Consider the following 23,738-nt stretch of genomic DNA (forward strand, 5'->3'; position numbering starts at 1 on the left):
GGATGCCGGGCCGGACCGGCGCTCCTAGTCTCTTCCGGAGAGATTGGCGATAGGTACGACGGTTCTGCCTGCGCCGGGATCGGGTGGACGTCCGGCCGCCGCTCCGGCTCCAGCGCATGGTTCAGCGCACCTCCCACCCTCGACCGTAGGGGATACGACATGGTCGACTCAGCCCGATCGCACCTGCTGGAGCTGGTCCGCGGCTACCACGACGCCCAGACCCCCGCAGCCGCGCCGTTCATCCCGGGGCAGACCCCGATCCTGTCCTCCGGGGCGGTACTGGACGCCGACGACCGGGAAGCCCTGGTGGCCGCCGCGCTCGACATGCGGATCGCCTCCGGTCAGATCACGGCGAAGTTCGAGTCGTCCCTCGCCCGGACGCTCAAGCGACGCAAGGCGGTGCTGACGAACTCCGGCTCGTCGGCGAACCTGCTCGCGCTGAGCACCCTCACCTCGCCCGAGCTGGGCGACCGGCAGCTCAAGCCCGGCGACGAGGTGATCACCGTCGCCGCCGGCTTCCCCACCACGGTGAACCCGATCCTGCAGAACGGCCTCGTGCCGGTGTTCGTCGACATCGAACTCGGCACCTACAACACCACCGCCGAACTGGTCGAGCAGGCGATCTCCCCCCGCACCCGCGCGATCATGATCGCGCACACGCTGGGCAACCCGTTCCCGGTCGCCGAGATCGCCGAGATCGCCGCCCGGCACGGCTGCCACCTGGTCGAGGACAACTGCGACGCGGTGGGCTCGACCTACCAGGGCAGGCTCACCGGCACGTTCGGCGCGTTCTCCACCATCTCCTTCTATCCCGCACACCACCTCACCATGGGTGAGGGCGGCATGCTCCTGTCGTCGGACATCAAGCTGGCCAAGCTGGCGAAGTCGTTCCGCGACTGGGGCCGTGACTGCTGGTGCGAGCCGGGCGAGGACGACCGCTGCCTCAAGCGGTTCGACCTCCAGGCCGGCACCCTCCCGGAGGGCTACGACCACAAGTACGTCTTCTCCGAGGTCGGCTACAACCTCAAGAGCACCGACATCCAGGCCGCGCTCGGGCTGAGCCAGCTGGCCAAGCTGCCCGGCTTCATCGAGGCCCGCAAGCGCAACTGGCGTCAGCTCCGGGAGGGTCTGGACGGCCTGCCCGGCCTGCTGCTACCCGAGGCGACGCCGGGCAGCGACCCGAGCTGGTTCGGCTTCATCATCACGGTGCTGCCGGACGCCGGCTTCGACGTCCCGCAGATCGTCGGTCACCTGGAGCGGCACAACATCCGTACCCGGCGGTTGTTCGCCGGCAACCTCACCCGGCACCCCGCCTACATCGGCCGGCCGCAGCGCATCGTCGGCTCGCTGGCCAACAGCGACACGGTGACCGAGCGGACGTTCTGGATCGGCGTCTACCCGGGCATCACCACCGAGATGATCGAGTACGTCATCGGCACGCTCAAGGAGTTCGTCGCCACGCACTGACCGGGCACCGCCCCGACGCACCGTCCGCTGCCGCGGGCGGTGCGTCGGGTCGTGACCGCCCCGCGCCGGGTGGGCGGGCCGGCGGGGTCGTCGGCCCCGGGCGAGCGGGCCGACGACCCCGTGGTCTCAGCGGTCGATCTGCAACGCCCCGGACGGGCAGGACGTGACGACCTTGAGCACGGTGTCCTCCTGGCCGGGGTCCGGGTCGGCCCGCAGGAGCACCACCGTGCCGTCCGTGTCGTCCTGGTCGAACATCTCGGGCAGCCGGAGCACGCACAGCCCCGCACCGACGCAGACGCCGGGGTCGACCCGCACCCTCATCGGGCGTCCCAGGTGACCGGCAGGGCGTGCACCCCGTAGGTGATCATGTTGTTCCGCAGGGGCACCTCCCCCGGCGCCACGGCGAGCCGGAGGTCGGGCAGCCGACGCAGCAGCTCGGTGTAGCCGACCGTCATCTCGATCCTGGCCAGTTGCTGGCCGAGGCACTGGTGTACGCCGTGGCCGAATGCCAGGTGCGAACTGCGCTCCCGGGTCACGTCGAGGGTGTCCGGCTGCGGCCAGTGCCGCCCGTCCCGGTTCGCCGCCAGCAGGGACACCACCACCGTCGCGCCGGCCGGGATGTGCTCCCCGTTCAGCTCCAGGTCCTCCTTGGCGAACCGGAACAGGCCGGTGCTGACGATGGTCAGGAAGCGCAGCAGTTCCTCGACGGCGTCACCGACCCGGGACGGGTCGGCGCGCAGCGCGGCGAGCTGTTCGGGTCGCTGCAGCAGCACGAACATGCCCAGCCCGAGCATGCTCGCGGTGGTGTCGAGGCCGGCGAAGAGCAGGAGGTTGGCGATACCCACCAGCTCGTCGTCGGTCAGCGCGGGATCCGCGCCCGGGTGGTGGGCCAACCCGGAGATCAGGTCGTCCGTGGGGTTCGCCCGCTTGTCCACCACCAGCCGCTGCATGAACGCGCGCTGGGCCTCGGCGTTCGCGACCGCCTCCTTGACCGGCACGTTCGTCTGCAACAGGTCCGCCGCGCGCTGCTGGAACTCCGCCCGGTCCTCGTACCGCACGCCGAGCAACTCGCAGATCACCAGCGCGGGCACCGGGACCGCGAACGCCGGCACGAGGTCGGCGCTGGTGCCGGCGGCCAGCATCGCGTCCAGCCGTTCGGTGACGATCTCCTCGATCCGGGTGGTCAGGTCGCGCATCCGGCGCACCGTGAACTGCCCGGTGAGCAACTTGCGGTACCGGGTGTGCTCCGGCGGATCCATGTTGATGAACGACCCGGCCCGGGCCTTGTCGTTGCGGAGCTGCTCACCCAGCTCCTTGGAGAGGTTCTTGAACCGGGGGTGGTAGCGGAACCGGTCGGCCGAGAAACGCGGGTCCGACAGCACCGCGCGGGCCTCGTCGTACCCGGACACCATCCAGCACGGATCGCCGCCGGGGAGCGTCGACCTGGCCACCGGGGCCTCGGCGGCCAGCGCCGCCAGACCGGACGGCAGCAGGAACGGATCATCCCGTTCGAGGAATTCCCGGGAGAGCGGCGCTTGCAGCGATTCGTCGGCGGGTGGGGATTTCATCGTCTCGGTCGTCACCGCAGTGTCCTCCCAATTGCTTCAGCAGACAGCGAACCGATTCCGCCAAGGTGTCCGTGGTCGACTCGGCAAAGCTCGCGGAGTGCGGCCGGGGGTGCCGGCACCGGTATCACCAGCCACGTCCGGTAGATCGACAGCGACCCATACTCCACTGTCGAAGCCTAGGCCAGCCCCCACGTCCCGGACATCCCCCGCGCTGATAGCACCGTCGGGTCGGATTCGCGGCGACAGGTGTCGGACCCGGTGTCCCACGACGCGGAATCCCGCCCGACGACACGCCCTGCCAGCGGCGCCGGAACGCCTATCAGGTTGAGGGATGCTCAGCCCGTCGCCGGCTCCCTATCGTTGCCGAAAAGGCGCCGAAACGCGCCCGCCCCACGCCAACGGATCGCTAGCTATTCGACACGAAAGGGAGGGGCTCATGACCACTGCCGAGACGTCGGCCGAGACGGTCGACCTGTTCTCACCAGAAGTGGTCGCCGACCCGTTCGGCTGGTACGCGCGGTTGCGCGAGGAGACTGGCCCGACCACCGGGACGCTGAACATCGGCACCATGATGGGCGGGCCCGAGATGTGGCTCGTCACCCGCTACGACGACGTCCGCCAGGTCCTCACCGACCCGCGCTTCGTCACCAACCCGCCGGCCGACTCGACCATCGCGGACATCCGCGACGGCGTGTTCAAGCGACTGGACTTCCCGCCGGACCTCATCCCGTGGATGGCCAACCTCCTCAACGTCTCCGACGGCGAGGACCACACCCGGCTGCGCAAGCTCGTCTCGTACGCGCTGACCGCCCACCGGATCGGCAAGCTGCGTCCCCGGGTCGAGAAGATCACCGCGGACCTGCTGGACAAGCTGGCCGAGGACAGCAAGGACGGCTCGCCGGTCGACCTGGTCGAGGAGTACTGCTACCCGCTGCCGGTCACCGTCATCTGCGAGCTGGTCGGCATCGACGAGCCCGACCGGCCGCACTGGCGTGCCTGGGGCGACTCGATGGCCACGATGAACGGCGAGCGCATCCCGACCACGCTGCTCAAGTGCATCGAGCTGGCCCGTGAGCTGATCGAGAAGCGGCGGGCCGAGCCCCAGGACGACCTGGTCACCGCGCTGGTCCAGGCGCAGGCCGAGGACCCGAGCCGGGTGTCCGACGACGAGATCATCGGTATCCTCTTCAGCCTGGTGACCGCCGGCCACCAGACCACGACGTACCTGATCGGCAACTCGGTCATCATCCTGCTCGAGAACCCCGACCAGCTCGCGCGGTTGAAGGAGAACCCGTCGATGTGGCCGCAGGCGGTGCGCGAGTTGCAGCGCCTGGGTCCGATCCAGTTCGCGCAGCCGCGCTTCCCCGTGGAGGACGTGGAACTGGGCGGCGTGACGATCCCCCGGGGAGCGCCGGTGGCGCCGCTGCTGCTGGCCGCGAACACCGACCCGCGCAAGTTCCCCGACCCCAACCAGCTCATCATCGACCGGCTCGCCGTCGGCAGCGAGAGCCACCTCGGGTTCGGCAAGGGCATCCACCGTTGCCTCGGCCAGCACCTGGCCTACCAGGAGGCGGAGGTGGCGTTGCAGGGGCTGTTCACCCGGTTCCCGGACCTCTCCCTCGCCGTGCCGCGCGAGGAGATCCCGTGGATCCTGCGGCCCGGGTTCACCCGGACCAGGACCCTCCCGCTGAAGCTCGCCTGAGCATCCCGGCACCGCGTCGGCCCTTCCGTCGGTGAGCCGGGCACCGCGCCCCGGTCACCGTCGGTCGGGCAGTGACCCGTACCACCGTCACCTGCCCGCCGCGTCCCCTGTGGACGCGGCGGCAGGTCGGCTGTATACCTACACCAGGCGACGCAGGTCTGGGTGGCCCGGTCCCCGGAGCACCCAGACCTGCACGTCGTCCGTCGCCAGGACGACCCTGGCCCGTCCCGGGCCGGTCAGCACGTTCCGCGTCGAGAGGGAGACCCGCCCGCATGCCCACGCCGCAAGGGATCCGACTGTGTGCCCTGTCCGAGCTGGACGACAAGGCACCGCTTGCCGTCCAGATCGGTGACGTCCCCGTCGTGGTGGTACGCATCGGTGACGAGGTGCACGCCCTGCGGGACCAGTGCACGCACGCCCGGATGGCACTGTCCGACGGCGAGGTGACCAGCAAGGGCATCGAGTGCTGGATGCACGGCGCCTGCTTCGACCTGCGCACCGGGGCGCCCACCGCGCCGCCCGCCGTCGAACCGGTGGACGTCTACCTGGTCCGGGTCGAGGACGGAGAGGTCTTCGTCGACCCCGGCACCACCGTCAACTGACCCGCCCCGCGTCCGGAGGGTCCTGCCCTCCGGACGCGATGGTACGGCGAGTGGTCAGGTCCTCCGTCGCGCCCGGGCACTGTCGCGCCTCGCCACCGCTGCTCTGTCGCGCCTCGCCACCGCCGCCCGGTCGTGCGTCCCCGCCGCTGCCCGGTCGCGCGTCGTCCCCGCCGCCCGGTCGTGCGTCCCGCCGGCGCCCTTTCGTGCCTCGCCGCCGGTGCCCGGTCGCGCGTCGTCCCCGCCGGTGCGCGGTCGCACCCGTCCGCCGGAGCCCGGTCGCGGCGAGCGGCGGGACACCGGCGGACGGTGGGGACGGTGGTCAGCGACCACCGTGCCGGGTGGGGACCGGGTCGTGGCCGCCTCCGCCTCCGTGGGCCGGCGCCACGCCGACGGCCACGACCCGGACGCCCGGGTAGGTCACCCGAGCCGCGGCGTTCCGTGCAGGCGCAGGGGCAGCCGCCGCAACCGCCAGGAGCCGGGCATGTTCTGCCGTTCCAGCTCCTCGGCGGGAACGGCCAGCTCCATGTTCGGGAAGCGGGTCAGCAGCCCACTGAACGCCACCTCGAACTCCTGCTTGGCCAGGTGCGCGCCGAGGCAGTAGTGCAGACCGGCGCCGAAGCCCACGTGCGTCTCACGGAGACTGTCGGGCTGGCGGCGCAGATCCAGGCGGTGCGGGTCGGCGAAGTAACGCGGGTCGTAGTTGGCCGCGACGAGCATGCACATCAGCCGGTCGCCCTGTCTGATCGTGACGCCGCCGATCTCGACATCCTCCACCGCGTGCCGGAACTGGGTGCCGTGCAGCGGGCCGCACCAGCGCATCAGCTCCTGGACCGCCGCCGGCATCAGCGCCGGGTCGGCCTGCAGGGTGCCCAACTGGTCGGGGTGGGTGAGCAGGGCCAGGGTGCCGTTGCCGATCATGTGCGCGGTGTTCTCGGTGCCGGCCAGCACCAGGGTCAGCACCATCGTGATCAGCTCGTCCCCGGTGAGCCGGTCGCCCTCCTCGTCGTGCGCCTCGATCAGCCCGGACAGCAGGTCGCCGGTCGGCACGGCACGACGCTGCTCGACCAGTTCGGTGATGTGGTCGACCATGCCGCGCATCGGCTCGTTCTGCGCCCCCGGCTCCAGGGAGAACGCCGCCCGCCCCCACTGCCGCCACCGGGGCCAGTCGGCCTCGGGGATGCCGATCAACTCGCAGATCACGTTGATCGGCAACAGGTAGGCGAAGTTCTCGATGAGGTCGACGACGCCCACCCCGTCGGCGTCGTCCGCCTCCGCCCGCCGGGCGAGCTGGTCCAGCAGTCGTGCCGCGATCTCCTCCACCCGGGGCCGCAGGGCCGCGACGCGCCGGGCGGTGAAGGTACGCGAGACGAGCCGCCGCAGCCGGACGTGGTCCTCGCCGTCGGCGTCCAGCAGGCTGCTCGTGAAGATCTTGATGTACTTCTCCTCGAGCCCGAGCGCCTTGGCCAGCTCGTCGTGCAGTTCGTCGACGTTCGCGCCGGGCACGCTCCCCGGGTTGTTGGCGAAGCGCTGGTCGCCCAGCACCCTCTTGACGTCGTCGTACCGGGTGATCAGCCACAGCGGTGTGGGTGAGGTGGGGTAGACGGCCAGGACGATCCGGTCCTGCTCACGGAGCAGGGAGTACCCCCCGAACGGGTCGCGGAGCAGGTCGGCGTCCGTCATGTCCAGTGCGGCGGCCCCGTTGCCGGTGGCTACGGGACAGGTACCGCTGATGGTGTCCATGTCGCCCTCCAGGATGGTCACGTGATCGGTACGCGGTCGGCCGGACCCGCCGGTCGGCCGGGTTTACAGGCGGCGGGGGCGTACCCCGCCGCTGGTGCGTGGGTCGGATCGGCGCGACCGTGGCCTGAGGTCGGGACGCTCCGCGACGGTGTGCTGTCCGACAGGTGCGTGTGCCACCTCGATCCGTGAGGTGGGTCTGGTCCCCTCGATCCGTGAGGTGGGTCTGGTCCCCTCGATCCGTGAGGTGGGTCCGTCCCCGGTTCCGGACGGTGGATCCGTTCCCCCGGATCCGGACGGTGGATCCGTTCCCCCGGATCCGGGCGGTGGATCCGTTCCCCCGGATCCGGGCGGTGGGTCCGGCCCCCTTGCTCCGGAAGGTGGGTCCGGCCCGTGGCGACCCAGGGCGGTGACCAGCCACTTCGGTCGCCCGAGGCAACAATTTGGCAAAAAGACATCGCGCGGACGCCGAGCAACGCGTGGGCATCGCCGGGCTGCCGCCGGACCCCGGCCGGCGCTGGTCGCGCCGGCCGGGATGCGGTCGCCGGCAGAGAAGCTGTCGCCGGCAGAGAAGCTGTCGTCGGCCCGGGGCGGAGGTCCGCCGCCCCGGGCCGACGACCGGTACCGCGGACCGTGCGACGGTCCCCCGCCCCGCGGTCCACCGCTCGACCGGGAGCGTCGGACCCGCGGCGTCGCGGGGCACCGCCGCCGGTCAGCGTCCACCTGACGGTCCCCCGTCCGCGTGGTGCGCCCCGCTACCGGCACGGTGGTCCGCACCGTCCGAGTGGTGGGTCGAACCACCCGGGTGCATGTGGAACCGGGCCACCTCGGACGGGTGGACGACGAAGGGCCGCATCATGCCCTCGTCCTCGTGGTCGAGGATGTGGCAGTGGTACATGAACTGGCCGGTGGCACCCTCGAACCGGCCGGCGACGCGGATCCACTCCCCGGCCCAGAGGTTGAAGGTGTCCTTCCAACCCTCTTCGTGCTTCTCGATCGGTGGGCCGTCGACCGGCGTGGGCAACGGCCTGCTCGTGCCGCCGGCCGCGAGGTCGAAGGCCGTCAGGTCGGCGATCTTCCACCGGGTCAGCAGCTGGAACTTGGCCATGTGGATGTGCATCGGGTGCGGCGCCCCGCCGAGCTGGATCAGGTTCCACACCGTCCACCGGCCCCGGTTGATGAAGACCGTCGTGGTCTCGTCGAACAGGCGCGCGGCCTTCCGGAAGGTCCGTACCCGTCCCGCCGCCGGGTCGGTCAGCTGGATCACCCCCTCCTGCGGGAACTGCGTGGGCAGCGCCGCCGGATCGGTGATCTCCTGCAACTCCCACATCTCCGGGTGCGGCCGACCGCCCACCCCCGGCAGGGTCGTGGCCACGAACACCTCGTCGTGGTCCTCCGGCACCGTCCCGCCCTGCCGCAACCGGACGTACGATCCGGCCAGCCGGGCCGGCGGCGTGAAGAAGTCGCTGCGGCCCCTGCTCTCGACCCGGAACTGCATGATGTCCGGCTCGATCGACGCGCCGGTGTTGACCAGGCGCAGTCGTTGTCCCCGGAACCGGCTGAAGTCGACGAGCAGGTCGACGCGCTCGGCCGGGGTGACGGTCAGCCCGCCGGCCGGCACCGCCGCCGGGGCGGGCAGCAGGCCGGCGTCGGTGCCGACGATGCGGACCGCGTCGTTGTGCACGACACCCGCCTCGTCGACCAGGTCCAGCCGGAAGAACCGGCCGTTCGCCGCGTTGAGCACCCGGAAGCGGTACCAGCGCGCGTCGACGTCCAGGTGCGGCCAGATGACCCCGTTGACGGTGGTGAAGGGGCCGGTGACCGGGGCCGACGTGCCGGTCGCCAGCTGGTACTGGAACTTGAACAGCAACCGGCCGGTGAGCGCCCCGGTCGCCGGGTCGGTGTCGAGGTTGCGGTCGGCGAGGACCAGCGGGATCTCGTGGTCACCGCGGGGCAACCGCAGCCGGTCCTCCTCCTCGTCGCGGATCAGGTAGAGGCCGGCGAGGCCGGCGTGGACGTTGAACCGGGTCACCGCCATCGCGTGGTCGTGGTACCACAGGGCGCAGGCCGCCTGCCGGTTCGGGTACTCGGTGAGCTGCACGTCCCCCGGCGACATGCCGTTGTGCGCCCAGCCGTCGTTGCCGCCGTTGGTCAGCGCGCCGTGCAGGTGCACCACGTTCCACGGCGGCAGCTCGGCGACCCCGTCGATCAGCTCCACGCCGGGGGGCAGGCCGCCGTCGGGGCCGCGGTAGCCGGGGGTGTTCGCCGGCGTCGGCACCGCGTACGGCGCCCGGACCGCGACCACCGGCACCGTGCCGCGCAGCTCGTTGACCCAGGCGACCCGCAGCCGCCGGTCACGGCGCACCTCGATGGTCGGGCCGGGAAAGTGTCCCTCGTACGTCCACAGTGTCGTCTCGGGCAGTTGTGAGTGCAGCCGCCGCGCCACGGTGGTCATCGTGATGGTCAGCTCGTCGCGGTGACGCCCCGAGGGCGGCCGGACCGTCGGCGGAATCCGCAGCGGGTCGAGGAACTTGGTGAGACCGAACTGTGGCGCCACGAGTGCCGCTCGTGGCCCGCCGACGGCCGCCGCCGATGCCGCCTGCCCGGGGGTGTCCGGGCCGAGCGCCTGCGTACCCGCGACGACACCTGCGGTACCGAGCACGGTGGACAGCAGGAACGCGCGACGCTCAACGGGGGCTTCCATCGGATCTTCTCCTGCGCAATGTGGGGGCGTACCGACGCCGAGGGGTACTACCAGGTGACCGGCAGTGCGGTCAGCACCTCGAAGCCCGCGGTCGGGTTGAACGGAATCTCCTCCGCCGGGACGGCGAGACGCAAGTCGGGTAGCCGACGCAGCAGGGTACCCAGGGCGATCTCCATCGTGATGCGGGCGAGGCTCTGGCCGAGGCACTGGTGGGTGCCGAAACCGAACGTGACGTGGTCCCGGGCGGAGCTGCGGCGCAGACCCAGGGCGTCCGGCTCGTCGTGGACGTCGGCGTCCCGGTTGATGAGGGAGGTGATGAAGAACACACCATCTCCCTTGTGGATGGTCGTGCCCTCGATCTCGATGTCGTCGACGGCCAGCCGCGTCACACCGTCCGGAATGGACACGAAGCGCAGCAGCTCGTCGACCGCGGTGGGCAGCAGCGCGGGGTCGGCCCGCAGCTCGGCCAGCTGGTCGGGGTGCTGGAGCAGGGTGAACAGGCCGAGCGAGATCATCGTCCCGGTGGTGCCGTGGCCCCCCGCCACCTGCAGGACCAGCGTCGAGACCAGCTCCTCGTGGTCCAGGTCGCCCGCGGGACCGGGCTTCGCGAGCAGTTCGTCGAGCACTCCCGTCCCGGGGTTGCGCCGCTTCTCCGCGATCAGCTCGCCCATGTAGGCCATCAGGTCGTCGTACGCCTGGTTGGCGTTCGGGCCGGCGGCGAGCTGGTAGGACATCCGGTGGAAGTCCTCGTGGTCGGCCTCCGGGATGCCCATCACGCGGTACAGCACGGTCAGGGGCACGGGGGCAGCGAACGCCGGGATCAGGTCGGCCGGGGCACCGTCGGCGATCATCCGGTCCAGCCGCTCGTCGACGACCTCCTGGATCATCGGACGCAGCGAGTTGATCCGCCTGATCGTGAAGCTGGGGATCAGCATCTTGCGCCGGGCCTGGTGCACCGGCCCGTCGACCCCCACCAGGGCGGTGACGATCTTCATGACCTTCTGCTGGGCGTCGCCGACGGCGGCGGCGATGCTGGGGAACATCATCGGCCAGGCGGGGTTGGTGCGGTCGCTGGAGATGCGCGGGTCGACCAGGAGCCGACGGGTCAGCTCACGACTGGTGATGGCCCAGACGTGCCGGCCGTCGTAGAGGGCGACCTGGGCGAGAGGCCGCTGCTCGAGCAGCGACGGATAGGCGGGAGCGGGCTGGTAGGGGCAGGTACGGTCCTGGGGGAACACCACGGTGTCGGTCATACGCGAACCCTTCGAGCGGCCAGTATGGCGATGTGCGGGTTACCGTGCGGGTGCGCGGATCCGTGGCGACCCACGGCCGCCACGCTCCAGACGCCTAGTTCGTGAAGTCCGCCCTGTGGTCCACCGCCCACTCGGCGAAGGTGCGCGCCGGCTTACCGAGGACCCGCTCGACGGTGCCGTCGATCTCGGCAGGGCCGTCGAGGGCCTCCAGGTAGTAGCGGACCCTGGTCTCGATGATCCCGGGCGGGTCGGTCGGGGAGATCACCCCCTCCTGGATCAGCTCCCGGAGCCGGGGGGCGAACCGCTCGCGCAGCTCGGCGCGGACGTCGTCGCCGGTGACGTCCTCGATCTCCAGCTCACGCCCGATCGCCTTGCCGATGAGGGCGACCTGCTCGGCCTGGGTGATGCTGTCACCACCGCTGAGGTGGTATCTCGCCCCGGCGTGCCCGTCCTGGAGCAGCGCGCAGGTGCTCACCTCGGCGATGTCCCGCTCGTGGATGGAGGAGAGGTAGGACTGCGCGTAGTGCAGCCGCACCGGCCGGCCCTGCTTGATGTCGGGCGCCCAGAGCAGGGAGTTCACCGCGAAGGCCCCGGGTCGGACGAATGTCCACGACAGACCGGAGCGTTCGATCGCGTTCTCGACGGCCAGGTGCCACCGGGCGATCCAGTGGTCCGGGTCGCGGCCGGCGGCGGCCAGTGAGGACAACAGCACGACGTGCCGGACACCGGCGGCCTTGGCCGCCGCCAGGACGCCGTCGATGCCGGCCGGCTGGTTGTACAGGAAGATCTTCTCGACGCCCTGGAACGCCTGCGCGAACGTCGCCGGTTCGGTCAGGTCGGCCCGGCGGACGTCGACCTCCGCCGGCAGGTGGAGCGCGTCCGGATTGCGGGACGTCGCCCGTACCTCCACACCCGCCCGCAGCAACAGGTCGACGACGTGACGGCCGACGTTGCCGGTCGCACCCGTCACCAGGATCGTCATGATTCCCCCCGCAAGCCTGTTTCGCCCGATCGGTGATCCGCTCGGGCATTCGTAGGCTAGGACAGGTGGACGCGGCTGGGCATACCTCGCTTTGATAGCCGTGGGGCAGGCGGACGCCGCCGACCAGGGGTCGGAACCCCTGGTCGGCGACCGGGCAGCCCGGCCGGGCGCCCGCGGATCACCCGACCCCCCGGGTGTGCGGGCCGCCGGCTCGGGACGGTGGATCACACCGTCCCTTCCCGACCCGCCGGTTACCTCCGGACCGGAATCACTTCGCCGGGGGTGCGGCCGCCGGCTTGTCGACCGCCCACAGGACGTCGCCCTCGATGCGCGACAGTCGCCACCCCTGCGAGTTGCGCGCCGCCTCGAAGCGCATCCGTGAGTTGAGGGTGAGCGCCGGCTCCGGGGCGATCTTCCCCTTCGGGGTGACACTGCTGCCGAAGAGCTGCACCACGTCCGCCCGGACCTTGGCCTTGTCGCCGTTCAGGTCGATGAGGACATTGGTGACCATCTCCTGGACCCGGTCCTCGGTCTTGAATCCCTCGGCCGCACCGGCGATGACCTTCTCCCGGCCCTCGGTGAGACCCCCACCGGGATTGCTGACGACCACCCCTTCGGTGAGCACCTTGTTCAGGTCGTCGAACTTCCCCTCCGTCGTGTCGGCGTAGAAACGGTAGATGAGCTGGGTGATGTCGCCGCGATCGTCGCGGTATTCGACCTTGTCGGCGGCACATCCCGCAGTGGGGACGGCGAGGGCGAGAGCCGCCAACAGGCCGACGGCACGGACGGATCCGCGCCATGACCGAACGATTCCCCCTGGACGATCCATGTTCTGTTCTCTCCTACCCTGTCGCAGTCGCGATCTTCGTCAGCACGCGGCCAGGCACCGACATTCCCCACCGGATGATGAACAGGAACAGCACCGCCGCGGCCCGCAGCACCGGTGACCATGAACTGTGGCTCCCCGAGCCACAGAAGTGGATTACCGACAGTCAACCTGGGTTGCCCCGCCATCCACATGATTGCCGTGCGATCACCGGCGATCCGTGCGAGCCATCGTAGGGTAGGGCAGGCTCGCGCGACTGACCATACCTCACGGAGACATTTGCGAACCGGGTTGTAGATCAGGTACTCGCTTGTCTAATTTGGGCAACCTCCGAGGTCTGTCCACTTTGTTCTGAAGAGGAGAAACAACGTGACCTCACGGTCACTCTGCAGATATGTTCGAGACACCGGGACACCCCGGCGGGATGGGCGTCCTCTCCCCCCGAGTATCCTGACCGCCCGCTCATCCGGATGCGACTCCCCCGGCCGGGGAAGAGCCGACGACGAGCGCACACATCGACTCGCCGATGTCGATTGCATAAAGGCGTACGGTGCTGATCAGGCTGCGGCGGGGACTTCGGCTGGGGATTGCTCGGAATCGGTAAGGGGCTTGGGCCGGCCAGGAAGCAGCAGACAGAGCGGTACGGCCAGGACGGTGAAGCCGACCGACCACCAGAAGGTCGTGCCGAAGGCCTGGGTGAGGGCTTCCGGCGACCTCGCACCGGAGCCGGCGTGCTGGAGGATCATGGCCAGCACCGCGGTGCCGAACGAGCCGCCGATCTGCTGGGTGACCAGGACGATGATGCTGGCGTTGGGGATGTCGCGGTGGTCCATGCCCAGGTAGGCCGCGCTGGCCAGGGGGATGGTGGCGATGCCCAGCCCCAGCCCGCGCACCACCAGGACCGCCATCAGCAGCGGATAGGGCGAGTCCGGGGCAACGGCGAAGGGCACGGTGGCCAGACCCACGATGCAGAAGCCGGCGAACGCGATCCACCGTGGACCGACCCGGTCGGTCCACCGGCCGGCGAGCGGTCGGGACAGCAACGAACCGATGCCCTGCGGGATGAGCAGCAGGCCGGCACCGAGCGCGTCCTCACCCCGGGCCTGCTGCCAGTAGAGCGGCAGCAGCAGCATCGCGCCGTACAGGGTCACGCCGACCAGGAAGAGCAGGGCCGACGACGCGGCCAGCGACCGGTGGCTCAGCAGCCGGACGTTCACCAGCGCCGCGGACCCCCGACGCAGCGCCCAGCCGACGAAGCCGACGACCAGGACGAGACCGGCCACGAGGGGGACCAGCACCCTGGGGCTGCCAAGACCGGAGGTGACCGGGATCTGGGACAGGCCGTAGATCAGGGCGGCGGCCCCGGGCGACAGCAGGAGCAGACCGACGGCGTCGAGCCGGCCCCGCTCGCCGACGGGGCGGTCGTCGGGCAGGTTCCGGAAGGCGAGCCAACCCCCGACGGCGCAGAATAGGATGTTGACCCCGAAGAGCAGCCGCCAGTTCCCGGTGGCCAGCAGCAGGCCACCCAGGACGGGACCGAGGATCGGGCCGAGCGCGACCGGCAGGCTGATGGTCGCCATGACCCGGCCGATGTTGCGACCGCGGACGGCCTGCATGATGAGCGTGCTCATCAGTGGCATCATGATGCCGGCCGCGACACCCTGGACGATCCGGAAGACGATGAGGCTGGGGGCGTCCCACGCCGCCGCGCAGAGCACCGACCCGAGCAGGAAGAACCCGAGCGAGCCCAGCCACAGCCGCTTGCCGCCGACCGCCGCCTGGGCCCAGCCGACGATGGGGATGGTGACGAACATGGCCAGCAGGTAGCCCGTGCTGACCCACTGGATGGTGCTCAGGGGCGCGTCCAGGTCACGGGCCAGGTCGTTGATGGCGACGCTGACGATCGTGGTGTCGAAGACCGCCGCCAGGGCACCGACGATGACGGTGAGCGCCAGTCGCCGTACCACCGGGTCGATGCGGTCGGAGTCGGCGGGTGCGGCGGCGGGCGCGGACTTGCCGGACGCGGACATGGGCACATCCTAAGATACATTCTTGTTTCTTATCGAGACGTCACTGTAGATCGGGCGAAGCAGGGCCGCAAGTATGCTGCGCAGGTGAGTCGAGGTGAGTGAGACGGGCAAGCGACGTCGGGGCACCGCCCTGGAACAGGCCCTGCTGGACGCGTCCTGGCAGGAGTTGGAGGAGGCCGGTTACGCGCGCTTCACCATGGACGCCGTCGCCACCCGCGCCGGGACCAGCCGTCCCGTGCTGTACCGGCGCTGGGGCGACCGGCTCGAACTGCTGCGGGCCACGATCGTGCACGTCCTCGAACGCAACCGCGTCCCGGCGCCCGAGGACACCGGCTCGCTCCGCGGCGACCTGCTGGCCCTCATGCAGGAGATCAGCCGCACCCGCACCGAGTTCGTCACCGTGCTGAGCGTCCACCTCGCCGGATACTTCGAGGAGACCGGCACCGGTCTGGCCGACCTGCGCGACGTCATCCGCTACGGCCGCCCGCACGCCCTGGACATCGTCTACGGGCGGGCGGCGGCGCGCGGCGAGATCGACCTGGACCGGCTCTCCCCACGGGTCCGGGAACTGCCGTTCACCCTGCTGCGGCTCGAACTGCTCACCACCCTCCAACCCGTTCCCGACGAGACCCTGGCCGACATCGTCGACACGATCGTGCTGCCCCTGCTCCGTCCCACCGGCGGGAGCTGACCCGGGAACAGCCGGACCCGCCGCTCACCCACCGCCGGCGGCTGCCGACATCGACGGGCCGTGCGACGGGGACGCCCGCGCCGGGGGTCGCGCGACGAGACGGGCGAGCGACACCGCCCCGTGCAGGGACGACAGGCCGCCCAGCACGGCCGGCCCCACCGGCAGCGGGTCCTGCCCGGCCCGCGCCAGCTCGGCCAGCCGGTCGGCCACCAGGTCGACGAGTTCGGGGACGCCGGCTGCGAACCCGCCCCCGATCAGGGCGCGCTGCGGGTGGAGCAGCTCCTGCACGCTGGTCACGGCGGCGGCCAGCGCGCGGCAGGTCCGGTCGACGGCGGCGACGGCCCAGGGCTGTCCGGCACGCAACGCCGGCCCCAACTCGTCGGAGCCGACCTCCGATCCCCGCAGCCGACCGGCGCGGCGCAGGGTGGCCGGGCCGGAGGCGACCGCCTGGAGGCAGCCGTGCCGGCCGCAGACGCAGCTCGCACCGCCCGACTCGACGATGATGTGCCCGATCTCGAACGAGCCACGGTCGGGGCCGGGACAGGGGACGCCCCCCAGGACCAGGCCACCGCCGACCCCGGTGCCCACCCCCACGTAGAGCAGATCGTCGCAGTCCGCCGCCCGCGCCTCGGCGAGCGCGCCGAGGTCGCCGTCGTCGGCCCAGGCCACGGTCGTCCCGGGGAACAGCGCCCGCAGGGCCGCCGCCAGGTCCAGGCCGGTCCACTCCGGTCGGCTGGGCCACGCGGTGATCCGGCCCCGCGGGTCGACCGTCGCGGGCATCGCGACCCCCACCGCGCGCAGCGGGACACCGACGTGCGCCCGCAGCCGCGTCAGCTCCCCGCTGAGCTGGGCGAGGTCCCGGTCCACGCTGTGCCGGGGCGACCAGGCCAGGGTGGACTCCCAGACGGACCCGTGGTCGGTCTCGACCCGGAGGGCGACCTTGGTGCCGCCGACGTCGAGGCCGAGGTAGTGGGCCGGCTCCACCGGTCAGCGGGCCCGGACGGCCGGGCAGTGGGCGAGCAGGTCCGCGGGGCGGCGCAGCACCAGGTCGGGGCCGCCGGCGAGCAGTTCCTCGACGTCCTCCGGTGGCGCCCACAGGGCCGCCGCCGAGGCGACGCCGGCACCCTTCGCGCTGGCCAGGTCGGTCGGCGCGTCCCCGATCATGACGGCCCGTTCGGGTGGGACGTCCAGCAGGTCCAGGGCGCGGCGCACGATGTCGGGGGCCGGCTTGGGGCGGGCCACCTCGTCGGAGCCGATCACGTGGGCGAAGAACGGGAGCAGGCCGAGCCGGTCGAGCAGCGAGCGGGCGCGCGGCCCGCTCTTGCCGGTGGCGATCGCCAGCCGCAGACCGCGTACCCGCAGGGTCAGCAGCAGTTCGAGGATGCCGTCGAAGACCTGCACCTGGTCGGCGAGGCGGTAGCTCTCCCGGACGAACGGCTCCTCCATCGCCAGCGGCAGGTTCATGATCCGCATGATGTCGGGGAAGTAGCGACCCAGGTGACGGCGGTACTCCCCGAAGGGGGCCGGACCGTCGCCGACGACCTCGGCGTACGCGACGGCGAAGGCCTCACTCATCACCGCGAAGCTGTCGACGACGACCCCGTCGAGGTCGAAGATCACCGCGTGCCGGACCGGTGTCGAGGGATCGGTCACGGTCGCCGGACGGTCGACGATCGGAAACGCCATGGAGCACCCCTTCACTGGTACGCGGGCACCGTCCGCCGGGCACGCGCCGATCCCGCCGACGCGTAGAAGTTCTCGATCATCTGCACGATCGGCCGGGTCTCGGCGATGGCGCGGCCCCGGGTGCCGGGATCGGCGAGCATCGCGGCGAGATCGTCCAACTGCCGGGTGTACTCGATGCCGATCCGCTCGGCCGGCACCGGCAGCCGGGTGGTGGTGCCCTCCCGGGTCACCGTCAGCACGGGCTCGGGATCCCGGTTGGGGCTGAAGCCGAAGGTGCACCTCAACTCCGCCACCCCGGCCCGGCCCTCGACGCGGATCGACGACACGTCCCGCGCCTCGTGCGACGCCCAGCTGGCCCGCAGACAGACCGAGACGCCGTCGTCGCGTACCAGGAAGCCGCGGGCGGTGTCCTCCACGTCGGCGGCCTCCGCGCCGGGCTCGTCCTGCCGCCACGCCGCCCGCCACGCGCCGACGTTGACGAAGTCGTCCGACGTCACACCGATCACCTGGGTGAAGGAGGCCGGCCCGAGGAGGAACGCCAGCGTGTCGACCAGGTGCCAGCCGAGGTCGAACAGCGCTCCCCCACCGGCCTTGCCACGCTGGGTGAACCAGCCGCCGGCCCGGGGCACCCCCCGGGACCGGGTCCAGCCGAGGTCGACGTGCCGGATGTCGCCCAGCTCCGCCAGGGTCCGCCGCAACGCCGCGACGTCGCCCCGGTACCGGGCGGCGCTGCCCGCCAGCAGCATCCCGCCCCGCCGTTCGGCCATCGCGAGGACGTCGGCCTCGGCCGAGGTCAGGCAGACCGGCTTCTCGACGAACACCGAGATCCCGGTGGCGAGCAACGCGCCGGCCACCTCGACGTGCAGGTGGTTGGGCACCGCGACGACGGCCAGGTCGACCTCGCGCGCGGTGAACGCGTCGACGGTGGGGTGCACGGCGAGGCCGGTCTCCTCCCGGAACGCCGCCCGCGACGCCGGGTCGGCGTCGACGACCGCGACGACCTCGAACCCGGCGTGCTCGCGCAGCAGCGGAAGCCACAGCTCCCGCCCGGCCCAGCCGAGCCCGACCACCGCCACCCGGATACTCATGCGCCGGCCACGGCGGCGGCGACGATCTCGGCCGTCGCGTGCATCTCCGGCTCTCCGGCGAGCAGGACCCGGTGGTGCAACCAGACGCAGTCCTCGCTGATGGCGTCGGTGTTCGGGCAGCGCTCCGCGATGGCGTCCAGGCTCTCCTCGGGCGCACCGAACTCCCAGAAGGCCTCCGTGCGGTAGATCGCCCGGAACCCGGCGAACGCCGGCAGACCCGCCGCCACCAGCCGGTCGACCAGGGCGTTGCGATCCTCCTCGCTGATGCCGGGGAGGCGGAACATGGCCATGTAGTGCGAGTTGCGGTCGGCGCGCACGTCGCCGCCCTGCGGCACCACCCCGTCGATCGCCCCGAGCAACCGCGACAGCAGCGTCCAGCGCTGGTCGCGCAGCGCCACCTGCTCGTCGAGGCGACGCAGCTGCGCCCGCAGGACGGCGGCGGAGAACTCGTTGAGGCGCATGTTGGATCCGGAGATCCGGTGCAGGTACCGCCGGTCGTTACGGGGGCGGCCACAGCTGTGCCGCAGGAACGCCAGCTCGTACTTCTCGCTCTCGCCCTCCGGGAACACCACGGCGCCACCCTCGCCCGCGGTCATCAGCTTGCCGTTCTGGAAGCTGAACGTGGCGATGCTGCCGAGTTCACCGACGCGCCGGCCCTGCCACTGCGCGCCGTGCGCGTGGGCGGCGTCCTGGAGCAGCGGTACGCCGTTCTCGGCGGAGATCTTCGCCAGCGTGTCCATGTCGGCCATCAGGCCGGCCATGTGCACCGGCATGATCACCTTGGTGCGCGGCGTGATGGCGGCGGCGACCGCACCCGGGTCGATGTTGTACGTGTCCGGGTCGACGTCGACCGGGACGGTGACCGCGCCGAGCCGCTGGGCCGCCTGGGAGGACGAGATGAACGTGAAGCCCGGGACGATGACCTCGGTGCCCGGTCCGACGCCCATCACCTGCAGGGCGAGCTCCAGCGCGTGGGTGCCGTTGGTGACCGCCAGTGCGTGCTCGGCCCCGTGGTGGTCGGCGAACTCGCGCTCGAACGAGTCCACCTCGGACCCGCCCATGCGCCACCACTGGCCCTGCTCGAGCGCACGGATCAGGCCTTCCCGCTCAGCATCGTCGTACTGAGGCCACGCGGGGAATTCTGGTGCCGGTCGCGCGTCCATGGCTCTCCGATTCTCGTGATCGATCCCATTGGGAGAAAGCGTGAATGGCCGTGTGACAGGGAAATACCGATTTCAGCCTCTCGCGTCATGCTATGAGCACGATCGGTAGTCAACATCCCTCGGTCTGGTAGTCGTCGCCGCGCCCCCGCCACCGGAAGAACTCGCGGTACAGGTCGAGCTGCCCGTCGAGCATGTGGATGCCGTGGTGGACCGGGTGCCCGAGCGCCGCGGCGGCCCGCAGCAGCCGCGTCTGGCGGGGGTGCATGATGATGTCGGCGACCACGCTGCCCGGCGGCAGCAGCTCCGGCCGCACCGGCAACGGGTCGTCCGGGTCGAGCCCGAGCGGCGTGGCGTTCACCACCAGGTCGACGCCGTCGAGCTCCGGTCCGGCCGAGGTCGTGGTCCGGCCCGGCCAGTGCCGGTCCAGACGGGAGCGCAACCCGGCCAGCCGGACCGGATCCGGGTCGCACACCGCCAGCCGGTCCGCCCCCGCCGACAGCAGCGCCGCCGCGATGGCGCTGCCCGCGCCGCCCGCGCCGACCAGGGCGACCCGCCGGCCCGCCGGCTCGTGGCCGGCCGCCACCAGACCGGCCACGAAGCCCAGGCCGTCGAAGTTCTCCGCGTACCAGCTGCCGTCGTCGTCCCGGCGCAGCGCGTTGGCGCTCCCGGCGATCCCCACCATGGGGCTGTGCCGGTCGGCGAGCGCGACGACCGCCGCCTTGTGCGGCACCGTGACGAAGATGCCGTCGACGTTGCCCCCGCAGCGCAACCCGTCGACGACCCGGGCGAGATGCTCCGGCCGGGTGTGCACCGGGACCAGCACCGCGTCGAGGCCCAGCCGGGCGAAGATCGGGTTGACCAGCAGGGGTGAGCGCACCTGCACGACGGGATCACCCAGGACGGCGTACAGGCGGGTGGTGCCGCTGACGGGTGTGGACGCGCTCAGCACGACCCCGCCCGCCCGGCCGTACCCCGCCCGGCTGTACCCCGCCCGGCCAGCAGCTCCGCGACCACCACCGCGAGCTCGACCGACTGCTCGGCGTTGAACCGCGGGTCGCAGGCGGTCCGGTACCGGGCGGGCAGGTCGGACTCGGTGACGCCGCAGGCCCCGCCGAGGCACTCCGTCACGTCCTCGCCGGTCACCTCGACGTGGATGCCGCCCGGATGGGTGCCGAGTCCCCGGTGCACCTCGAAGAAGCCGGTGAGCTCGTCGACCACCCGGTCGAAGTGGCGGGTCTTGAACCCGTTGCCCGACAGCCGGGTGTTGCCGTGCATCGGGTCGCACTGCCAGACCACCTGGTGCCCGGAGGCGTTGACCTTCTCCACGATCGGTGGCAGCACGTCCCGGACCAGGCCGTGGCCCATCCGGCTCACCAGCGTCAACCGGCCGGGCACGGCGTCCGGGTCGAGGCGCTCCACGTACTCGACGGCCAGCTCCGGGGTCACCGTCGGACCGATCTTGACACCGATCGGGTTGGCCATCAGCTCCGCGAACGCGATGTGCGCCCCACCGAGCTGCCGGGTCCGCTCACCGATCCACAGGAAGTGCGCGAGGCCGCTGGTCAGCCGGCTGCCGGGGCCGCAGTCGTCCGCCCAGAGCACGGCGCGCTCGTAGTCGAGCAGGAGCATCTCGTGGCTGACGTAGACCCCGCCCGCGCCGACCCGGCGGACCACCTCCATCGCGTCCGTCGCGTGCGCGTGGGCGCGCAACATCCGGTCCGGGTCGGGGATGCGGGCGGCGAGGGTGGGCTCGGCGGAATTGACGATGTCACCGCGGTACACCGGCAGGCCCGACGCGTCCACGGCGTTGGACCGGGGCTTGGCGTACTGCCCGGCCATCCGGGCGATGCTGACCACCGGCAGGCCGCCGGCCGCGGTGAGCACGGCGGACATCCGGGACAGCACCCGCAGGTTGGCCCGCAGGTGCGCCTCCGTGTTGTCGGCGAAGGTCTCGGCGCAGTCGCCGCCCTGGAGCAGGAACGCCTCCCCCCGGGCCACGGACCCGAGCAGGGCGGCCAGCCCGGCCGTCTCCGCTGGGGTCACGATCGGCTCCGCCTGCCGCAACTGGGCGACGACGGCGTCGACCCGGTCCGGGTCCGGCCACTGCGGTTGCTGTGCGGCGGGACGCGACACCGCCTCGTCCAGCCGGCCGGAGAGCAGCTGGTCCGCCGGGCAGCGGGCATGTGCCGGATCGTCGACCCCGCCCGGCGGGTGCGGGAACCGTCTCATGTCAGGACCGCATCGGAGGCGGCCCCGACCAGCGTGGCCATCGGCAGCCGCGGCATCTCGTCGAGGACGTGTCGGACCGCGTCCACCGGCACGTCGGTGACCAGCTCCACGCCCACGGGTCCGTCCAGGACGAACCCGAGCCCGTCGACCGCCTTCTTGTCCCGGCGCATCTGACCGACCAGGCCACCGGGATCGACCTCGGCGGGCAGCGCGGTGGGCAGACCGTAGTGCCGGACCACGGCCAGGTGCTCGTCGGCCCTGGCCCGGTCGATCCGGCCCAGCGCGAGGGCCAGCCGACCCGCGAAGACGGTGCCGATGGCGACCGCCTCACCGTGCCGCAGCGCGAAGCCGGTCGCCACCTCCAGGGCGTGCCCCAGGGTGTGGCCGTAGTTGAGCAGGTGCCGCCGGCCGGCGTCGCGCTCGTCGACCTCCACGATGCCCGCCTTCAGGGCCACGCTGGCGGCGATCTGTTCCGGCAGGGACAGCCCGCGCAGGTCGCCGGCGCCGATGAAGTGGCAGCGGGCGATCTCCCCGAACCCGCTCGACATCTCCCGGGCCGGCAGGGTCGACAGGTAGTCCGTGTCGCAGAGCACCGCCCGGGGCTGCCAGAACGCGCCCACCAGGTTCTTGCCCTCGGGCAGGTTCACCGCCGTCTTCCCGCCGACGCTGGCGTCCACCTGGGCGAGCAGCGTGGTGGGCAGGTGGATCACGTCCACCCCCCGGTGGTAGAGCGCGGCGGCCAACCCGACGACGTCGGTGGTCGTCCCGCCACCGCACGAGACGACGACGTCGTTCCTGGTCAGGCCGAACCGGACGAACTCACCGCACAACGCCTCCACGGTGGCGAGGGTCTTCCCGCGCTCACCGTCGCGGGCCGGCAGCAGCAGCGTCTCCACCCCCGGGTCGGGCACCCAGGGCGACGGCCGGGCGGACACCACGACGGCCCGCCTCGCGCCCAGCCGGCCCACCACCGTGGCCAGCGACGACCGGACCCCCGCGCCGACCGACACCTGGTAGGAACGGTCGCCGAGCCGGACCGTAACCGTGCTGTTCACGGCGTCTTCCCCATGCTCTCCGGGGCGCTGCGGTGGGTGGGACGGGCGGCCCTCAGCTCCGGCACGCCGCCGCAGAAGGCCCACACGAACCGGGAGTACTCCGCGTAGCAGGCCCGAACGAACGCGACGAACCGGGCGGACGGATGATCCAGGTTCTCCATGGTCTCCCTTTCTGGTAACGACCGGCTCGGGCTCAGTCGAGGTTGCCGGCGAGGATGCGGGACAGCAGCATCCGGTGCTCGTCGTCGTCGGTGATCGTGCGGACCTGCTCCCGGCCGTTGCGGACGGTCAGGTACCGGCGCTGCCGCAGGAACACCTGGCCGTCGTCCACGGCCCGGCCGCAGAGCACCTCCCGGGTGTCGTCCCGCCCCGGATCGGCCAGGATCTCCCGGAAGTTGCTCTCCATCTCCTTCCAGTCGCTCCACTGCCGGGGTTGCAGGGTGAACGTGTAGACGGTGCTCCAGCGGGTGGCCACCCCCCGGCGTTGCAGCGCGATCCCGGACTCCTGGTCGACCAGCCGGAACTGGCTGCCGTACTGGGTCTGCACCGGGGCACCGACGCGCAGCGGCTCCACATAGGTCGGACCGGGGTAGCCGACGTCCACCAGCCACTGGGCACCGTCCAGGGTGACCCGGACGAACATGTGCTCGACGTCGCTGCCGAACGCCGCGCGCCCCTCAGCGGTGCTGCCCGCGAGCAGCGTCACCTGGTAGCCCAGCTCGCCCAGCAGCCGGTGGAACAGGCGGTTCAGGTGGTAGCACGCGCCGCCCCGCCCGTCGGCGATGCTCCGGTCGAACACCGCGTCCTCGTCGAGGTCGACCACGGCCACCCCGTCGGCCAGGTCGTAGGCGAGACTGCTGTACGGGATCGCCATCAGGTGCCGCTTCTGCAACAGCCGCAACGTCTCCAGGTCCACCCCGGTCGCTCCCGGGCAGCCGATCCGTCGCAGATAACC

Annotated in this window: 20 protein-coding genes and 1 pseudogene; 4 read left to right on the top strand and 17 right to left on the bottom strand. The window is 71.6% G+C overall.

All coding sequences use genetic code 11. The features are described 5' to 3' along the window. The first annotated feature begins 159 nt into the window (after positions 1-159). Entirely contained in the window at positions 160-1,467 is a 1,308-nt protein-coding gene (gene rfbH / locus O7612_RS18665; RefSeq protein WP_282265970.1) for a lipopolysaccharide biosynthesis protein RfbH, read from the top strand. Positions 1,468-1,593: 126 nt separating this feature from the next. Here rfbH and O7612_RS18670 read toward each other — a convergent pair whose 3' ends face one another. Beyond that, positions 1,594-1,800: a (4Fe-4S)-binding protein gene (locus O7612_RS18670; RefSeq protein WP_348774305.1), complete on the bottom strand. Its 207-nt coding sequence runs from the start codon at positions 1,798-1,800 to the stop codon at positions 1,594-1,596. After that, entirely contained in the window at positions 1,785-3,035 is a 1,251-nt protein-coding gene (locus O7612_RS18675; RefSeq protein ID WP_348774306.1) for a cytochrome P450, read from the bottom strand. Before O7612_RS18675 ends, O7612_RS18670 begins: the two co-directional genes overlap by 16 nt. A 436-nt stretch (positions 3,036-3,471) precedes the next feature. On the opposite strand from O7612_RS18675, the gene O7612_RS18680 reads away from it, so the two are divergent. Together O7612_RS18680 and O7612_RS18685 are read left to right on the top strand one after the other, a co-directional pair. Then, positions 3,472-4,737, top strand: a complete 1,266-nt coding sequence (locus O7612_RS18680) for a cytochrome P450 (RefSeq protein ID WP_282265976.1) — start codon at positions 3,472-3,474, stop codon at positions 4,735-4,737. A gap of 272 nt (positions 4,738-5,009) precedes the next feature. Then, on the top strand, positions 5,010-5,339 hold the full coding sequence (locus O7612_RS18685) for a non-heme iron oxygenase ferredoxin subunit (protein ID WP_282265977.1): 330 nt from the start codon (positions 5,010-5,012) through the stop codon (positions 5,337-5,339). 417 nt (positions 5,340-5,756) lie between these two features. Here the strand turns inward: O7612_RS18685 and O7612_RS18690 are convergent, their stop codons facing one another. From O7612_RS18690 to O7612_RS18715, 6 genes and pseudogenes are all read right to left on the bottom strand, one after another. After that, positions 5,757-7,100: a cytochrome P450 gene (locus tag O7612_RS18690; protein WP_282265979.1), complete on the bottom strand. Its 1,344-nt coding sequence runs from the start codon at positions 7,098-7,100 to the stop codon at positions 5,757-5,759. A 757-nt stretch (positions 7,101-7,857) separates the two neighbouring features. Then, positions 7,858-9,780: pseudogene (locus O7612_RS18695) on the bottom strand (multicopper oxidase domain-containing protein); the annotation flags it as partial. A 47-nt stretch (positions 9,781-9,827) separates the two neighbouring features. Further along, entirely contained in the window at positions 9,828-11,033 is a 1,206-nt protein-coding gene (locus tag O7612_RS18700; RefSeq protein WP_282266006.1) for a cytochrome P450, read from the bottom strand. A gap of 94 nt (positions 11,034-11,127) precedes the next feature. Beyond that, complete coding sequence (locus O7612_RS18705; RefSeq protein ID WP_282266008.1) at positions 11,128-12,015, bottom strand: NAD(P)H-binding protein; 888 nt, start codon at positions 12,013-12,015, stop codon at positions 11,128-11,130. A 268-nt stretch (positions 12,016-12,283) separates the two neighbouring features. Further along, entirely contained in the window at positions 12,284-12,784 is a 501-nt protein-coding gene (locus O7612_RS18710) for a nuclear transport factor 2 family protein (protein WP_282266010.1), read from the bottom strand. A 614-nt stretch (positions 12,785-13,398) separates the two neighbouring features. Continuing rightward, positions 13,399-14,871: an MDR family MFS transporter gene (locus O7612_RS18715; RefSeq protein ID WP_282266012.1), complete on the bottom strand. Its 1,473-nt coding sequence runs from the start codon at positions 14,869-14,871 to the stop codon at positions 13,399-13,401. Between the two features lie 94 nt (positions 14,872-14,965). On the opposite strand from O7612_RS18715, the gene O7612_RS18720 reads away from it, so the two are divergent. After that, entirely contained in the window at positions 14,966-15,562 is a 597-nt protein-coding gene (locus O7612_RS18720; protein ID WP_282266014.1) for a TetR/AcrR family transcriptional regulator, read from the top strand. A gap of 24 nt (positions 15,563-15,586) precedes the next feature. Here the strand turns inward: O7612_RS18720 and O7612_RS18725 are convergent, their stop codons facing one another. The 9 genes from O7612_RS18725 to O7612_RS18765 all read right to left on the bottom strand — a co-directional run bounded on the left by O7612_RS18725 (position 15,587) and on the right by O7612_RS18765 (position 23,657). After that, entirely contained in the window at positions 15,587-16,546 is a 960-nt protein-coding gene (locus O7612_RS18725) for an ROK family protein (protein ID WP_282266016.1), read from the bottom strand. Between the two features lie 3 nt (positions 16,547-16,549). After that, on the bottom strand, positions 16,550-17,248 hold the full coding sequence (locus O7612_RS18730; RefSeq protein ID WP_282266018.1) for an HAD-IA family hydrolase: 699 nt from the start codon (positions 17,246-17,248) through the stop codon (positions 16,550-16,552). Positions 17,249-17,259: 11 nt separating this feature from the next. After that, positions 17,260-18,336, bottom strand: coding sequence for a Gfo/Idh/MocA family oxidoreductase (locus tag O7612_RS18735; protein WP_282266019.1), 1,077 nt, complete (start codon positions 18,334-18,336; stop codon positions 17,260-17,262). Continuing rightward, positions 18,333-19,499 carry a 3-amino-5-hydroxybenzoate synthase gene (gene rifK / locus O7612_RS18740; protein WP_282266021.1) on the bottom strand — a complete coding sequence of 389 codons (1,167 nt, stop codon included), beginning with the start codon at positions 19,497-19,499 and terminating at the stop codon, positions 18,333-18,335. The genes O7612_RS18735 and rifK overlap by 4 nt, the downstream gene beginning before the upstream one ends. Positions 19,500-19,608: 109 nt before the next feature. Further along, positions 19,609-20,448 (bottom strand): shikimate dehydrogenase, encoded by an 840-nt coding sequence (locus O7612_RS18745; RefSeq protein WP_282266022.1) that lies wholly within the window; start codon positions 20,446-20,448, stop codon positions 19,609-19,611. After that, positions 20,442-21,728 carry a 3-deoxy-7-phosphoheptulonate synthase class II gene (locus O7612_RS18750; RefSeq protein ID WP_282266023.1) on the bottom strand — a complete coding sequence of 429 codons (1,287 nt, stop codon included), beginning with the start codon at positions 21,726-21,728 and terminating at the stop codon, positions 20,442-20,444. Before O7612_RS18750 ends, O7612_RS18745 begins: the two co-directional genes overlap by 7 nt. Then, complete coding sequence (locus tag O7612_RS18755) at positions 21,725-22,783, bottom strand: 3-dehydroquinate synthase family protein (protein WP_282266024.1); 1,059 nt, start codon at positions 22,781-22,783, stop codon at positions 21,725-21,727. The genes O7612_RS18750 and O7612_RS18755 overlap by 4 nt, the downstream gene beginning before the upstream one ends. Further along, a complete protein-coding gene (locus O7612_RS18760; RefSeq protein WP_282266026.1) occupies positions 22,780-22,944 on the bottom strand; it encodes a hypothetical protein in 165 nt (54 codons plus the stop codon). The genes O7612_RS18755 and O7612_RS18760 overlap by 4 nt, the downstream gene beginning before the upstream one ends. Positions 22,945-22,976: 32 nt before the next feature. Then, on the bottom strand, positions 22,977-23,657 hold the full coding sequence (locus O7612_RS18765; protein ID WP_348774307.1) for an arylamine N-acetyltransferase: 681 nt from the start codon (positions 23,655-23,657) through the stop codon (positions 22,977-22,979). Positions 23,658-23,738 lie beyond the last annotated feature (81 nt).

This window comes from Micromonospora sp. WMMD987 (assembly GCF_029581435.1).
Lineage (GTDB): Bacteria > Actinomycetota > Actinomycetes > Mycobacteriales > Micromonosporaceae > Micromonospora > Micromonospora rifamycinica.

Bases quoted from the DNA above. Each gene is read 5' to 3' on its own strand.
- rfbH (WP_282265970.1), top strand. From the start codon at position 160: ATGGTCGACTCAGCCCGATCGCACCTGCTGGAGCTGGTCCGCGGCTAC.
- O7612_RS18675 (WP_348774306.1), bottom strand. From the start codon at position 3,035: ATGAAATCCCCACCCGCCGACGAATCGCTGCAAGCGCCGCTCTCCCGG.
- O7612_RS18680 (WP_282265976.1), top strand. From the start codon at position 3,472: ATGACCACTGCCGAGACGTCGGCCGAGACGGTCGACCTGTTCTCACCA.
- O7612_RS18685 (WP_282265977.1), top strand. From the start codon at position 5,010: ATGCCCACGCCGCAAGGGATCCGACTGTGTGCCCTGTCCGAGCTGGAC.
- O7612_RS18700 (WP_282266006.1), bottom strand. From the start codon at position 11,033: ATGACCGACACCGTGGTGTTCCCCCAGGACCGTACCTGCCCCTACCAG.
- O7612_RS18705 (WP_282266008.1), bottom strand. From the start codon at position 12,015: ATGACGATCCTGGTGACGGGTGCGACCGGCAACGTCGGCCGTCACGTC.
- O7612_RS18715 (WP_282266012.1), bottom strand. From the start codon at position 14,871: ATGTCCGCGTCCGGCAAGTCCGCGCCCGCCGCCGCACCCGCCGACTCC.
- O7612_RS18730 (WP_282266018.1), bottom strand. From the start codon at position 17,248: ATGGCGTTTCCGATCGTCGACCGTCCGGCGACCGTGACCGATCCCTCG.
- O7612_RS18735 (WP_282266019.1), bottom strand. From the start codon at position 18,336: ATGAGTATCCGGGTGGCGGTGGTCGGGCTCGGCTGGGCCGGGCGGGAG.
- rifK (WP_282266021.1), bottom strand. From the start codon at position 19,499: ATGGACGCGCGACCGGCACCAGAATTCCCCGCGTGGCCTCAGTACGAC.
- O7612_RS18750 (WP_282266023.1), bottom strand. From the start codon at position 21,728: ATGAGACGGTTCCCGCACCCGCCGGGCGGGGTCGACGATCCGGCACAT.
- O7612_RS18760 (WP_282266026.1), bottom strand. From the start codon at position 22,944: ATGGAGAACCTGGATCATCCGTCCGCCCGGTTCGTCGCGTTCGTTCGG.
- O7612_RS18765 (WP_348774307.1), bottom strand. From the start codon at position 23,657: ATGGCGATCCCGTACAGCAGTCTCGCCTACGACCTGGCCGACGGGGTG.